The sequence below is a fragment of the Halonotius roseus genome (genome assembly GCF_006861655.1).
GTDB lineage: Archaea > Halobacteriota > Halobacteria > Halobacteriales > Haloferacaceae > Halonotius > Halonotius roseus.
Genome location: NZ_SESI01000001.1, coordinates 611,084 through 625,303 on the forward strand (window position 1 = coordinate 611,084; position 14,220 = coordinate 625,303).

At 61.5% G+C, this 14,220-nt stretch carries 13 protein-coding genes; 9 read left to right on the top strand and 4 right to left on the bottom strand.

Translation table 11 applies throughout. The annotated features are described in order from the left end of the window. Positions 1 to 94: 94 nt before the first annotated feature. Complete coding sequence (locus EWF95_RS03285) at positions 95 to 1,438, top strand: DUF7094 domain-containing protein (RefSeq protein ID WP_142442629.1); 1,344 nt, start codon at positions 95 to 97, stop codon at positions 1,436 to 1,438. Between the two features lie 47 nt (positions 1,439 to 1,485). Continuing rightward, the gene (locus EWF95_RS03290; protein ID WP_142442630.1) at positions 1,486 to 2,019 is read left to right on the top strand and encodes a type IV pilin N-terminal domain-containing protein; all 534 of its coding nucleotides are present in this window, start codon (positions 1,486 to 1,488) and stop codon (positions 2,017 to 2,019) included. A 24-nt stretch (positions 2,020 to 2,043) separates the two neighbouring features. Here EWF95_RS03290 and EWF95_RS03295 read toward each other — a convergent pair whose 3' ends face one another. Beyond that, positions 2,044 to 3,135 carry an aminopeptidase gene (locus EWF95_RS03295; protein WP_142442631.1) on the bottom strand — a complete coding sequence of 364 codons (1,092 nt, stop codon included), beginning with the start codon at positions 3,133 to 3,135 and terminating at the stop codon, positions 2,044 to 2,046. 403 nt (positions 3,136 to 3,538) lie between these two features. On the opposite strand from EWF95_RS03295, the gene EWF95_RS03300 reads away from it, so the two are divergent. From EWF95_RS03300 to EWF95_RS03320, 4 genes are all read left to right on the top strand, one after another. Next, positions 3,539 to 4,636: a hypothetical protein gene (locus EWF95_RS03300; RefSeq protein ID WP_142442632.1), complete on the top strand. Its 1,098-nt coding sequence runs from the start codon at positions 3,539 to 3,541 to the stop codon at positions 4,634 to 4,636. 3 nt (positions 4,637 to 4,639) lie between these two features. After that, positions 4,640 to 5,767, top strand: coding sequence for a hypothetical protein (locus EWF95_RS03305; RefSeq protein ID WP_142442633.1), 1,128 nt, complete (start codon positions 4,640 to 4,642; stop codon positions 5,765 to 5,767). 1,063 nt (positions 5,768 to 6,830) lie between these two features. After that, on the top strand, positions 6,831 to 9,599 hold the full coding sequence (gene alaS, locus EWF95_RS03315; protein WP_142442635.1) for an alanine--tRNA ligase: 2,769 nt from the start codon (positions 6,831 to 6,833) through the stop codon (positions 9,597 to 9,599). A gap of 5 nt (positions 9,600 to 9,604) precedes the next feature. Continuing rightward, positions 9,605 to 9,844 carry a hypothetical protein gene (locus EWF95_RS03320; RefSeq protein ID WP_142442636.1) on the top strand — a complete coding sequence of 80 codons (240 nt, stop codon included), beginning with the start codon at positions 9,605 to 9,607 and terminating at the stop codon, positions 9,842 to 9,844. Between the two features lie 6 nt (positions 9,845 to 9,850). On the opposite strand, the gene fer is transcribed toward EWF95_RS03320, so the two are convergent. After that, positions 9,851 to 10,525 carry a ferredoxin Fer gene (gene fer, locus EWF95_RS03325; RefSeq protein ID WP_142442637.1) on the bottom strand — a complete coding sequence of 225 codons (675 nt, stop codon included), beginning with the start codon at positions 10,523 to 10,525 and terminating at the stop codon, positions 9,851 to 9,853. Between the two features lie 124 nt (positions 10,526 to 10,649). On the opposite strand from fer, the gene EWF95_RS03330 reads away from it, so the two are divergent. The 3 genes from EWF95_RS03330 to EWF95_RS03340 all read left to right on the top strand — a co-directional run bounded on the left by EWF95_RS03330 (position 10,650) and on the right by EWF95_RS03340 (position 12,635). Beyond that, positions 10,650 to 11,435 carry an alpha/beta fold hydrolase gene (locus tag EWF95_RS03330; RefSeq protein WP_142442638.1) on the top strand — a complete coding sequence of 262 codons (786 nt, stop codon included), beginning with the start codon at positions 10,650 to 10,652 and terminating at the stop codon, positions 11,433 to 11,435. A gap of 125 nt (positions 11,436 to 11,560) precedes the next feature. Next, positions 11,561 to 12,277 carry a type 1 glutamine amidotransferase gene (locus tag EWF95_RS03335; protein WP_142442639.1) on the top strand — a complete coding sequence of 239 codons (717 nt, stop codon included), beginning with the start codon at positions 11,561 to 11,563 and terminating at the stop codon, positions 12,275 to 12,277. Between the two features lie 37 nt (positions 12,278 to 12,314). Beyond that, entirely contained in the window at positions 12,315 to 12,635 is a 321-nt protein-coding gene (locus EWF95_RS03340; protein ID WP_142442640.1) for a 4Fe-4S dicluster domain-containing protein, read from the top strand. Between the two features lie 2 nt (positions 12,636 to 12,637). On the opposite strand, the gene EWF95_RS03345 is transcribed toward EWF95_RS03340, so the two are convergent. Next, positions 12,638 to 13,432, bottom strand: coding sequence for a hypothetical protein (locus EWF95_RS03345; protein ID WP_142442641.1), 795 nt, complete (start codon positions 13,430 to 13,432; stop codon positions 12,638 to 12,640). Between the two features lie 66 nt (positions 13,433 to 13,498). Further along, positions 13,499 to 14,218: an energy-coupling factor transporter transmembrane component T family protein gene (locus EWF95_RS03350; protein ID WP_142442642.1), complete on the bottom strand. Its 720-nt coding sequence runs from the start codon at positions 14,216 to 14,218 to the stop codon at positions 13,499 to 13,501. Positions 14,219 to 14,220 lie beyond the last annotated feature (2 nt).

The window sequence follows — 14,220 nt, forward strand, 5'->3', positions numbered from 1 at the left end:
ACGCTTTCTATCACACCGACGCCGTGACAGGAGCCCGCCGCAACCGCATCGCCTGTAGATGGATTTTTGTCGATCCGGTAAAGAGATCCGACGAATGAGAGCCCTCCCGCTGTTGTTCGCCGTGCTGTTGGTGACGGCGACGATCGGTGCTGCCGTAGTGGTACCCGCCGACAGCGACGCAGCCAATCCAGTGGCCGTCGATAGCGACGCCGCCGCCCCCGCTGCTGGTGCGCCCGCGCCGACATCGCTGCAGGCCACGACTAGCTCGCTGCAAACCACAACCAGTCCGCTACAGGTCACGACCGCCGGCGACCGCACGACCGAGACGGCCAACGCAACCCCGCGGAACGTGTTGCCGCTCCGAGGGGGGACGATCGATCGAAGCAGCCTCCAGCGACACCACGTCGACATCGGCCCGGCTGCCGGCTTTGAGACCGCCGCCGCGACCGATCGACTTGCCACCGGGGCGATCGAGCGCAACCTCTCAGCCGACACGGTTGACAACGACCGCCTCGCCGCCAACGTCGACGCGATAGCAGCGACCGCCGATCGGCTTCGCCAGCGGGAGGCCGCCGCTGTCGAGTCCTTCGCCGCCGGCAACCGCGAGCCGAAAGCCCTCCTGAAAGAGTTGGTGTTGATCGGCCAGACCGCCGATCGGCTGCGAGACCGGGTCGACGTGATCGACGCCCGGATCGAAGCGACCAGCGACGACGGCCAACGCGAGCTGTCGGATCGCCTCACCGCCATCGACTACGAACTCCGGATGCTCGATGGCCCGGTACGAGCCTACGCTGCCGCCGTGTTTAGCGGCGAGCGGCCGGCCGGCCGAGTGTCGATTCAGGCCGGTGGCGGGAACTTCGAACTCACAGCGATCAGCGATGGGGCGTACCTCCGAGAGGCCTACCGGTTCGACAACCGCGCGAGCGGCGGCCAGATCACCGCGGCGACCGCTGAGGATATCGTCTCCGAGCAGTATCCGTGGTTCTGGGAGCGACGCAGCGGCGGCACCTGGAGTATCGGCGGCCCGGGCTCGCTGTCGCTCGTCTCGATCGATATCGATGACGGCTCGTTGCGGACGTTTATCGACGGCACGACCGAGCAACGCTTCGTCGAACACCAACAGATCACGTTGGACGAGGTCGTTCCGATATCACGAACGACGAAACGACAGGATGGGTTGGCCGTGACCGTCGACCGCACCTACGTCGGCGGCCCGCTGGATGTGCGCGTCGTCGACGCCGACACCGGTCAACCGGTCGCCGCCGATGTGTCGATCGGGCAAAACGGCCAGGAAAGCGTCTTCGTCGGATCGACAAGCGATAGCGGCAGCGTGTGGACGCTGACGCCGCAGGGGACGTTCACGCTCACGATCCTGGCAGAGGATGACTCGGCGGCGTTCGTCGAACTTACCCCACAGGACGCCGATAGCGTGCTGTAGTCGGCAGCAACGAGGGTTTTTATCAGAAGCCACAGCCAGCGACCCCCATGGGTGGCGGCAGCCGCGCGTGTGGTGACAGGCGTGACGCAAGGGGTGATGATAGCCGCGGAGGAAGGGGTGACGACAGCCGCGGCGCGAGTGCCGTTGTCGCCGTTGTCGTGCTCTGTGGATTGACAGTCATCCTCGCAACGGTGGTCGCTGGAGGGCTGACGGGGCTGCAGGAGCGCGCCGAGCCGACGCCGACGGCCGCGATGCGTCTCGCGGTCGACGGGGAGACGCTGACGCTGACCCACACCCACGGCGACCCGCTCGACATGCGAGCCCTCCGGATGATCGTTAGCGTCGACGACGAGCCGCTCCGACACCAGCCACCGGTACCGTTCTTCTCGGCGTCCGGCTTCGATCCGGGGCCGACCGGGCCGTTCAACACTGCCAGCGATCCGGAATGGACGGTCGGCGAGTCGGCTAGCCTGACGCTCGCCGGGACGAACTCGCCGACGATCGAGCCGGGATCGACGGTGACCGTCGAGCTGTATCAGGACGACACCCGGATCGTGACGACCGAGACAACAGCGCGATAGACAGAAGTGGGCGATCCCACCAGCTCAGGCGTCCGCAAAACCGTCCTCGAAGACGAAGGTGCCGTTTCGCTGGACGACCTCGCCATCGAATTCGAGTCGGGCGTTCTCGCTCATATCGACGATCATGTCGACGTGTTCGGCCGACTCGTTGGTTGCGTTGTCGTCGCCAACGGTCTCGGGGTAGGCCGCCCCGACGGCGAGATGTACCGTCTCGCCCATCTTCTCGTCGAACAGCATGTTGTAGGTGAACTGATCGATCGCGCGGTTCATCCCGATGCCGAGCTCGCCGAGTCGGTTCGCGCCGTCGTCGGTGTCGAGGATCTCGGTCAGCAGTTCCTCGTTGCGGCCCGCGCTGTGGGCGACGACCTCGCCGGCCTCGAAGGTGAGTCGTACGTCGCGGATCTCTCTGCCCTGCCGGTAGAGCGGCATATCGAAGTGAACCTCGCCGTCAACGCTGTCGACGACGGGGGCGGTGAAGACCTCGCCACCGGGAAGGTTCTTCTCGCCGTAATCGTTGAGCGCGTGGTTGCCCGCGACCGAGAGCGTCAGGTCGGTCTCGTCGCCAGCGACGATCCGAACCTCGTCGGCGTCCTCAAGCCGATCGGCCATCTGGGCCTGAAACTCGCGTTGGGCATCCCAGTCGAGGCTGACGGCGTCCCAGACGAAATCCTGGTAGGCCTCGGTGCTCATCCCGGCGAGTTGGGCGTGACCGCTGGTCGGATACTGCGTGAGACACCAGCGTTTCGAGAGCCGTTCCTCCTGGACGGGCTTGTAGGCGCGTTTGAACGCCGCGTTGTTTGCGGGTGGCACATCGCTGGTCTCGGTGACGTTCGCGCCGCCGCGGGCGATGATGAAAGCGTCCGTTTCCTCGTAGAAGGCGAGTTGGTGGTCGGGCGTCTCGTACTCCTCGCCGGCCGCCCGGAGGTACGCCCGGGAGGCGCGATCGGAGTGGGTGAGCCAAACCGGGATCGCGCCGATGTCGCCACACTGCTCGTAGAGGGCGACGGCGAGATCCTCGGCCTCGGGTGGGAGTTGGATGACGACACGGTCGCCGGCCGCCAGATCGACCGCGTGGTCGACGATGGTGGCGGCGTGCTCGCGGATGCGTGGATCCATACCGGTGTGTGGGTCGCCGGGTGGAAAAGCGTCATCGATCAGTGAGTCGGGGGCAACGGAATTGGTTAGCGAGCCGACAGCGACAACATGGTTGGAAGAAACACAAGAAATGAAAACACAGTCTCTGTTGAAATCCGCAGAAACGGATACGAACCGGGTGCTGAATGCAGAGGGTGACTTTAGCACGAGGTGGTAGTGTGAAACTCGTTCGGATTTCGGTATCTACGTGTGGCTCACCTAATTTGGGGCTGTGACATTCTCCCCGAGCAGTTGGTTATCAATATTCCCAGATTTGAGGGAATAGAATACATTCAGCTACTGGTTTTTTACTTTTGCTCTGAAGGGGGAACTAATATACCGCCTGCTGTTCGATACCCAATAAGGAGTAATCAGAGGTACCCCTATGCACATCCCCGAAGGACAATACACGCTCAAAGAGTTCTGCCGAGTCATCTTCGATTCACCAGAGCGTGTGCTCGAAGGGTACCACGGTCAACGAATCAAGTCCTTTCTCTACCTCTCCGACGAGGGGTGGCAAGATTACCTCAAACAACACTACGAGACCGAGGAGCTTGGGGACATCACGAAGTTCGTCGGCGAGTACCGGAACAGGAAGGGCGTGGAGCAGCCAGCGAAGTTCTACCTTGGCCAATACAAGAACGACCTCCGGATGGTTTTGACTGCCGAAACCGAGGAGGCGATTCGACAGGCTCTACGTCCGGTCTCGGAGCACAGCGATTGCCTGTCGCCGATGCCGATTATGACTGAGGACTTCCAGACAATGAATGAGATCGTCCTCAGTACCTACGACGATATGCGGATTTCCGAATTCAAATCGAAGCGGGTGCCAAGTCTTGCTGATGCTCGAACGCGCCCAGATGTTGATCGGGAAATCGAATACAAAGGCGGCGATGGACGAGATCGACTTGATGAGTTCCGCGACGAGTATGGCGTTGTCCCAACCCGCATTCAGTACGAACACGAAGATGTCTCTATTCGGATCGATACATCCGGTAAATTCACACTCGAAACGGTCAACAAGGAGAGCTTCAACATACTGTTCGACCTCCTGAGCGAGGTTGTGGTGAACGTCCTCGAATTGCTGGATGTGGCAAACCAGATTAAGTTTGAGAAGCGGGAGGTGGTGCCGGGAAACCTGAGAGTGCAGGTGCCGGAGGTGAGTTCTGGTGAAATAGATTTTGATCAACAGGTGTCGTTGATGCAGGCTGAGAATTTTATCAAAGGAACAAAGAATAGTGATGACCTGAATTTCAGCTTCACCGATGTCACCAAGCAAGCAGGGTCGCTCGACTTCTCCGCGCAAGTCACCGACGAGAACCGAGGTTCTCTGTTCAATGTGAGTGCGACAGAAGAGTCGATGCGTATCGTCCCGAAACACGACTGTTCGTTCCCGTCTTTGGTTGAGTTCTACTTGGCCGTGATTCAGTTGTTGGATGGTGGCGCCGAGATGCGGCTGTATGAATCGCAATCAGCAGCATAACGCATGACGAATGTTAACCCTCCTGAATCGGTGCCAGAGGGTCAAAAAACAAAGTATCGTGGACTGTACGGCAAGTGTATCGAGCATAAGCTCGACACATTCCCCGAGCAGTCTAAGCGGGAAGACCTACTTGAGGAAATTAGTGTTCAGCGCAGACACCGGAAGCTAATCAGTTACTCTATCTTCCCGTTCGTACAGGAACGCCCAGCTGGTTATAAGTTCTTTACCGCGGAGCCTCTAGAGGAACTTGGCGTTCCGAACTTCGATTTCCTGTTGTGGAACCTAGATGGGAAGGTGATTTTCGGAGAGGCGAAGTCTTCCATCCCGGCGAGTGCCGACACAGTGGTGAACCAGCTCAAGGAACGTAAAGAGATTGCTGAAAAGCACAAGGAGCACATCGAAAACGAGTACCTCGGAAGTGAGATCGACCATATGGAGTTCGTGGTTTCGACTTATGTCAATCATGGAGACAAGATTGCGAAGGCCATCATCGAGCAAGGAGCCGAGTTCATCACGTGGGTTGTGGACGCTCATCACGACGAGCTGTGGATTCGGCAGGCGCGCCCAACCTCGTTTCCGGACAATTTGGATGCTGATGAGCCGGATGCGATGCTGGAGGAACTAGACCGGCGACACACGCACGACGTGTCGTCGCTAAACGCGGAGTTAGACCGAATAAAAACTAGTCTAGGGCAGGCAGATGTCTTACCAACCGCGATTATCGTCGATCAGCTACGAGCTGTGGTACAAGCACGGCGCGTTGTGGGGCGTCACCCATGTGTTGACAGGACGGATATTGAGACGTACGTCTCGAACAGTTCGCTAAACTATACTGAAGAGCGTGTAGAGGGTATCGTTGATGACCTGATTGAAGCTGGGAAACGAATCAATTTCCTGTCTGAGTGGGACGACGAGCGTGCCGACTTGAAATTGGTGTCGAACTATACAGCGAAAGACGACTTGGAGCAGGTGCTTGAGAATAAGTGGATTGACTGGCGAGTCGAAGGGATGAAAGACAATCTTCGGGATCAGTGTGAGGAGCGGATTACTGCTGAGCTGGGCCGGCAGAGGCAGCTTGATGAATTCGATATGGATGTTCCAGCTAAAGAAACAGAGGAGAAGTCACAGTAACTACCGGGCCGGTATATACCGTTCCAACCAGTTCGTTACGACAACGCGCCTGTAACCGACTTGCGCTCTGTATTCAGCAGTTGGCGAATTAATTTATACAATAGTTGATAGATAGCCGAGTGGCCGATACAGAGAATCGATGCAGCCCGACGATTATTTTTAGGTTTGGAATTAGTGATCGAGGATAACGAGCCGACCAGCGCGGTGCTCGTCGTCGAACTCCCGTTGCACGTATATGGCGTGATGGTTTCGAGTCGGCGAGATCCGTTCATTCGCGTTCAGCGATGGCACAGAATGGCGCACACTATCGGAAAGATTCTCAAGCCGGTGTGGGAAGACTCGGGAGTTCATCGCCCGTGCGGCGTTGATACGCATAGTATGAGAGTACTGGAACTGAAATAAGAAACAGTTCTGTGAAGAGAATTCCTCCCAGGTGAACGACGCCTGAAACGCCCCAGAGGAGGCTCAGTAACCGCGCGCTATCCGTGTTGAGCGCCCACAGGTCTGCGAGCAAACAAACGAGGACAACGACCCCGACGAGAAGTCCGATCCAAAATGAGAGTGCTTGCAGAAGGAACCAAACAGGGGCGATACCGGTAGTTGCGTCCGGTGATCGAGTCGTAAGCAGAAACCACCTCAGCGCGAAATCGGAGATCAACGTCATCAAAACCACTATCGGGAAGAGAAGAATCCCGTACCACCACGGAGACTGTGACACGTCTCGTGGTTGCAGCTGAGTCGTATAAAATGACCGAAAGGTGGTATTCGGTTCGCTGGCCGTCCGCGGGGGCTATATCGGCGGGGGATTCGCGGCGGATCGAGCAGTCGGATCTCCGATTGTCAGCTTCACATTGATTCGGATGAGCCAACTAGGCAGTAGACCTCCGTAGTCAGCAGACCAATAAGAGCTACTCAACCGATGACAGCAGCTAAGACAATGAGCGACGAACCGGACGCCAAGACGACAAATCGAGTTGTAGACCTACTAGATAGCTAATCTTTACCCCCCATTTCTCAGTCGTCGTCGGAATGCTTTTAGCGAATCGTAGGCCAAACAGGCGTAATGAGTGATCTCGAAGCGGAGTACCGTCTCGATTATTTTGCGGAGGAAGATTTCGCCCGAAAGGAGTGTCCCTCCTGTGGGGCGCACTTCTGGACACGCGACCACGATCGAGAGCTCTGCGGGGAGCCACCGTGTGAGGATTACCGATTCATCGGCGAGGAAAGCTTCGCGGAGCCACACAGCCTCGAAGCAATGCGAGAGGCCTTCCTCTCGTATTTCGAGGACAACGGCCACGAGCGCATCGCACCCTACCCGGTCGCCGCCAACCGCTGGCGCGACGACGTGCTGTTGACGCAGGCGTCGATCTACGACTTCCAGCCGCTGGTCACCAGCGGGCAGACACCACCGCCAGCCAACCCGCTCTGTATCAGCCAGCCCTGTATCCGAATGCAGGATATCGACAACGTCGGCAAAACGGGCCGGCACACGATGGCCTTCGAGATGATGGGCCACCACGCGTTCAACGTCCGGGAGGACGCCGAGGAGGAGTACGCCTACGAGGGCGAGGTCTACTGGAAGGACGAAACCGTCGAATTCTGTGACGGCCTCTTCGAATCTTTGGGTGCCGATCTCGATGAGATCACCTACATCGAGGATCCGTGGGTCGGCGGCGGCAACGCCGGGCCGGCCATCGAGGTCATCTACAAGGGCGCGGAGCTAGCGACGCTGGTCTTCATGTGTATGGAGCAGGATCCCGACGGCGACTACGAGATGAAGGACGGCAACACCTACTCCTTCATGGACACCTACGTCGTCGACACCGGCTACGGGCTCGAACGCTGGACGTGGATGAGCCAGGGGACGCCAACCGTCTACGAGGCGGTCTACCCCGAGATGATCTCGGTGCTCAAGGAACACGCCGGGATCGATCACACCGACGACGAAGCCGAATTGATCCACCGCACCGCCAAGCTCGCCGGCCGGATGGATATCGACGAGGCCGAGGATATGGCGACCGCCCGCCGGGAGATCGCCGACCGCCTCGATGTCGACGTCGAGAAGCTCACCGCGCTGATGGAGCCACTGGAGGATATCTACGCCATCGCCGACCACTGCCGCGCCCTCGCCTACATGTTCGGCGACGAGATCGTCCCCTCGAACGTCGGCACCGGCTACCTCGCGCGGATGGTGCTGCGCCGTACCAAACGCCTCGTCGACAACGTCGGCATCGATGCACCCCTTGACGAGCTTGTCGACATGCAGGCCGAGCGACTGGGCTATGAAAACCGAGATACGATCCGCGAGATCGTCCGCACCGAGGAGGCGAAATACCGCGACACCCTAGAGCGGGGCGGTCGCAAGGTCGAACAGCTCGCCGCCGAGTACGCCGACAGCGACGAGCCGATCCCGACCGAACAGCTGCTCGAACTGTACGACTCCCACGGCATCCAGCCGGATATGGTCGCCGAGATCGCCGCCGACACCAACGCCACCGTCGAGGTGCCCGACGACTTCTACTCGCTGGTGGCCGCACGCCACGATGACGCCGGCGACGACGCCGGCGACGCCGACCGCGACGAGCGGTTTGCCGACCTCCCCGAGACAGAGAAGCTCTACTACGACAACCAGGAGCGCACCGAGTTCGAGGCCGTCGTCATCGACGTGTTTGAGGCCGAGGATGGGTACGATGTCGTCCTCGATCAGACGATGTTCTACCCCGAGGGCGGCGGCCAGCCCGCCGACCACGGGACGCTCGCCAGCGATGAGACGGTCGCGGAGGTCACCGATGTCCAGCTCGTCGACGACGTGGTGCTCCACCGCACCGACAGCGACCCCGGCAAAGGCGAGTTCGTCCGCGGACAGATCGACGCCGACCGCCGCCGGCAACTGATGGCCCACCACACCGCGACCCACATCATCGGCCACGCAACCCGGCAGGTCGTCGGCGACCACATCCGGCAGGCCGGAGCCCAGAAGAGCACCGACTCCGCCCGCCTCGATGTGCGACACTACGATCGATTGAGCCGCGAGGAGATCAAGGAGATCGAACGCGTCGCCAACGAGATGGTGCGGGCAAACCACTCGGTCAGCCAGGAGTGGCCCCACCGAAACGACGCCGAGGCCGAGTACGGCTTCGATCTCTATCAGGGCGGGATCCCGCCGGGAACCAACATCCGACTGATCCACGTCGGCGACGACGTCCAGGCCTGTGGTGGCACTCACGTCAGTCGAACCGGCGAGATCGGCGCGATCAAAATTCTCTCGACGGAGCCGGTACAGGACGGGATCGAGCGGATCACCTTCGCCGCCGGCGAGGCCGCAATCGAGGCAACCCAAGCCACCGAGGACGCGCTCTACGACGCCGCCGAGATCCTCGATGTTAACCCCGAGGATGTCCCCGACACCGCCGAGCGGTTCTTCACCGAGTGGAAACAGCGCGGCAAGGAACTCGACCGGCTCAAAGACGAGCTCGCGGAGGTGCGGGCGACCGCCGGAGCCGAGGAAGTCGAGATCGACGGCCAGTCGGTCGTCGTCCAGCGACTCGACAGCGATATCGATGAGCTCCGGGCGACCGCCAACGCCCTCGTCGATGAGGGGTCGGTCGCCGTCCTCGGCAGCGGCGCGGGCGAGAGCGCGCAGTTCGTCGTTGGCGTCCCCGATGACGCCGGGATCAACGCCGGCGAGGTCGTCGGCGAACTCGCCGGCCGCGTCGGCGGCGGCGGTGGCGGCCCGCCGGATTTCGCACAAGGCGGCGGCCCGAATGTCGACGCGCTGGATGACGCGCTTGCGGACGCCCCGGAGATCCTGCGTGGCGTGTTGAACGCCTGAGATCGATGCAGCTATCGCAGCTGATTCGGATCGACAACGGTCGGTGGACAGGCGTCTTCGGCGGTGTTGCCGGCGGGGTCGCCGCAACGGTCGTTCCGCAGTTGTCAACACTGTCGTCCGACCGAGTAGCCCTGCTCGGCGGGCTGTTGACCCTCGTGGTGTTTCTGTTGTTGGTGGTAGTGGCAAACCTCGCAGGTGTGCTGCCAACGAATGCTCAAGACAACGAGACAACGGGCAGCAGCTAACCCGAGTCAGTCGTCGGCGCGAGCTTTGTTGAACCGGTCAGCCGGGAGTTTGAGATCGGCGAGGTCGTCGCGTTTTTCGAGATTGTAGACGACCTCTAAGGAGTCACTTTCCGGTTTGCCGTTACAGGAGAGCCGGATCCCCTCATCGGTGAGTTCCTCGGGTAGAATGTGATCGACGAGCTGTGAGAGTTCGCCATCAGTAACAGCGACCGCACAGTTCGCACACGCCCCGCCGCGGCAGGCAAACGGCCAGGCGTGACCGCTGGCCTCGGCGGCGTCAAGCAAGCTCTGTTCGTCGTCGACGGTGAACTGGCCGTAATCGACCGCATCGAGATCGGCGGCTGCGGCCTTCTCAAACAGATCGTCGTCATCGAGCGACCAGCCGTGGTCGGCCAACACCGCGTAGTTGAGATAGGTGACCTCGGTATCGGGCTCGGGCTGTGTTGTTGGATCTGCGGCCGCCGGATCACGGGCTTCCGCGCCGAGATCGTCGACAAATGACTCGGTGTCGTCGTCGACATCGCCAGCCTGGATCGCCTCGTAAGCGTCTTTGACCCGTTTGAACTCAGCATCGCTACCGCCGCGATCAGGGTGGGTTTCCTTTGCCCGACGGCGGTAGGCCCGCTTGATTGTCTCGTCGTCGGCATCGCGGTCAACACCGAGCACCGCAAACGGATCCATTGATGCCAAATGGTAGGCGATAGACGGGGATTAAACGTTCGCTCACAGCCGATCGGTGCCGAAGAGTCACACGCGAAAATCGGGAGTCGCGCCCTTTTCGTAGCTGGCCGATCGGTCTCCAAGTATGCCTTCTGTCGACGTCGATGGCTGTGCGATCCACTACACGCAGGCCGGCGAGAACCCCGACGCGCCAGCCGTTGTCTTCCTCGGCGGTCTCGGCTTCGGTGCCTGGGGGTGGAGCTGGCAGTACGGCGCGCTCGCCGGCCCCTGCCGGGTCGTCGTCATCGACACCCGCGGAGCAGGCCGCTCGGACGCCCCCGATGGCCCCTACGCGATGGCCGACCTCGTGGGCGATCTCGAGGCCGTCTTGGCCGACTGCAACATCCGAACAGCCCATCTCGTCGGCTGCGGGCTGGGCGGTGCGGTCGCGTTGGCGGCCGCCCGGCGGACAAACCGCGCGGAAAGCCTCACGCTGATCGGAACACCACCAAGCGGTGAGGCGTTCGATCCCGAGCCACTCAGCGCCGATCCGACCGACGAGTCGGCCCTACGGGCGTCGACCATGAGCCTGCTGTCGACGGCGTTTTGTGAGCGTGAGGACGCGCCGATCGAGCAGATCATCGAGTGGCGACGCGAGGAGGATGCGACGCCGGCCGCCCGAGAGGCCCAACTGGCTGCACTGGACGGGTTCGATCCCGAGCCGCTGTATGAGCTGACGCTCCCGGTTCGGGTCGTTGCCGGCGGGGCTGATCCGGTTGTCGACCCCGAGGCGTGTCGGCGGCTGGCCGAGGAGTTACCGAACGGGGAGTTCACGTCGTATCCGGAGGCGAGCCACCTCGTAACGATCGAGCGGTCGGCCGCGCTCAACGACGTTCTGCTTGGGTTTATCGAGTCAGTCGACGATCGCTGATTGTCGGCTGTCACGGCTGTTCGTCGGCGAATCAACGCGATCGAAGGAGTCACGCCGACCCGAGGGAGCGGCAGCCCTCGCGGGCGACGCAAGGCACTTGTCGCCGGACGACCGAGGGGACGCCAATGCGACGACCGCGGATCGCGCTGCTGGAGGCAGCGCACAACGACGACAACAATATCCGAAACTTCCGGCGGGAACTCGACGCCGATCTCGTCGAGTTCGACGCCGCCAACGGCGACCTTCCGGCCTCGACGGCCGGCTACGACGCTATCGTCATCACCGGCTCGCGGGCCTCTGTCTACTGGGACGAAACATGGATCGATCCGCTGATCGAGTTTATTTCGAGGGCGGTCGACGACGGCCTCCCAGCACTCGGTGTGTGTTACGGCCACCAAGCACTCGCGGAGGCGTTGGGCGGTCGAGTTGCCGGGATGGACGACTTCGAGTTGGGGTACAACGAGATCGAACGCGTTGGCGACGACGAACTGTTCGCGGGGATCGACGAGCGGTTCACCGTCTTCACGAGCCACGGCGACACGGTCGTCGACCTCCCGCCGGGGGCGGAGCTGCTGGCGCGCAACGACCACGGCGTCCACGCCTTCCGGAAGGGCCACGCCTGGGGCGTCCAGTTCCATCCGGAGTACGATATGCAGACCGCCCGCGAGATCGCCGAGGACAAACGCGAACAGGTCGGCGACGCGGGGGTCGACGCCGTCTTGGAGTCGATCACCTCCGACAACTACGAGGCGGCCTGTGAGGCCAAAGGGCTCTTCGAGAATTTCACTCAGTATGTTCGTGAGGTCACCGCCGAGAAGAACCGCGCCGAGGCCACAGCCTGACGGCGCGTTTAAGTTGTTGACAGCCTGAGATTCGTCAATGGCTATCGATCCGAACTTTGATCAGAACCGCGAGCGCGTCGGCGAGGAAAACGGGGTGACCGTCTGGGGGCCCGTCGACGAGCCCGAGCAGCTGGGCATCCACGGCACCCACGTCGCCGTCGACTACGACATCTGTATCGCCGACGGCGCGTGTCTCGAAAACTGCCCGGTCGACGTGTTCACCTGGGTCGACACCCCCAGCCACCCCGCCAGCGAGGAGAAGGTCGAACCAACACGCGAATCCCAGTGTATCGACTGTATGCTCTGTGTTGATATCTGTCCAGTTGATGCGATCGATGTCGACGGCAGCCGAAAATAAGGTTAGCTGCTGGTATTGCTTGACCGCAGTCGTTTTGCGGTTCTTACCCACTCGTGTTCTGGGAACGGGGCTGGTCGTACCTGATAGCTGTAGTGGGAGGTCGTTTCGTCTGTGTCGAGTGTGAGATCGTAGGCGTAGATGAGGCCATCGTCGACGCCGAGCTGTAGCGTTCCAGCCTCGGCTGGCTGGGCGCGATCAGCGTCCGGCTGCCGGCCGGTGAGCCGGTAGGTGATGACGGGAACGCCGTGGTGGGTTGTGGTGTTGACCGCCTCCCAGGTGTACGCTTCGACGATATCGGTGTGGCGACCGATCGTCGTCGGCGCAAGCTGGCCGTACCGTGGATCGTACCGGTAGTACGTGTCGGTGGCGTTGTCGTAGGTGTATGCCTCGTCGGCAGCCAACTCCTCGCGGTGGCGGTCGGTCGGCAACTCTCCGGCAGGCTGGCGGAACGCATAAATCGAGCCGTTGCGATAGGCCGTCGCGTCGTGGAAGCGATCAGTGATGATCTCGCCGGTCGTGGCGTTGATGTAGTAGGTGCCTTCCACCGGCGGGGTGTCAGGTGTCTCCGTGAAGCCGAGGACGTAGCTCTCCCAGTGGGTACGCGGCGTGTGGGTGAGATTCGTCTCGGCAGCATCGAGCGCGGTGACATTGATCCCGTTCGGCCCTGCACCCGGTGGATACTGCTGGTCAACAGGGAGCGGGTTGGCGTCGCTGGTCGGTGCTGGCCCGACAGCGACAAGCAGGCCAACGCCGACAACAACGACGACCCCGACGGCGACAAGCCATCGACGCTGCATACGTCAGTCTCTTCGGGCGGTGATAAATGCGTGGCGAAGACACAAATCGGCGTTTGGGCGGAAGGTTCAGAGGCCGAGTAGATCGACGACAGCAACCGCGACAAAGGCAATCGAGAGGAGCCACACCGGGATATCGAGTCGACTGAAGTGGAGTCGAGGCAGCGTCGGATTCCACGCGAAACAGCGCGCCTGCAGGGCGACAGCAAGCTGATCGGAGCGACGAAGCGCGCGATCGACCAGCAACACCGTGAGTCGCTGGCTGCGTTCCCACACCGATCGGGTATCGCCGTTGCGCGCCCGAACCGCGTCCCGCACCGCCCGGAGATCCGCTCGCAACACCGGCACATACCGGAAGGTGAGCGCGACACCAACGCCGAGCAGTTGGCCCGCCCGTCCGGGGATCGTCCGCTGGATCGCCGCCCGCGTCTCACGGATCGGCGTAGTATCGATGTAGGCCGCGCTCACAAACAGGATCGGGATGATCCGCGCGACCGAACGCAACGAGACGAGCGCGGGCTCAAGCCGAAACCACGGCGGGCCAAGCGTCACGGCAGCAAGCACCGGGCCGAGAGCCAAGATGAGAATGACGACCCAGTAGGCCCGCAACACCGCCCGAACCGACAGCTGGGCAAGCCGGAGCGCGCCAAATCCGACGACGAACAGCCCGATCAGTTGTGGCGCGGTCGACGCTGTGAACGCCACAAGCGCAAACGCAAACTGAACGGCCAGCTTCGTTCGTGGATCAAGACGATGGACAAGTGTCGATCCGGGCGTGTAGGTGAGCATCG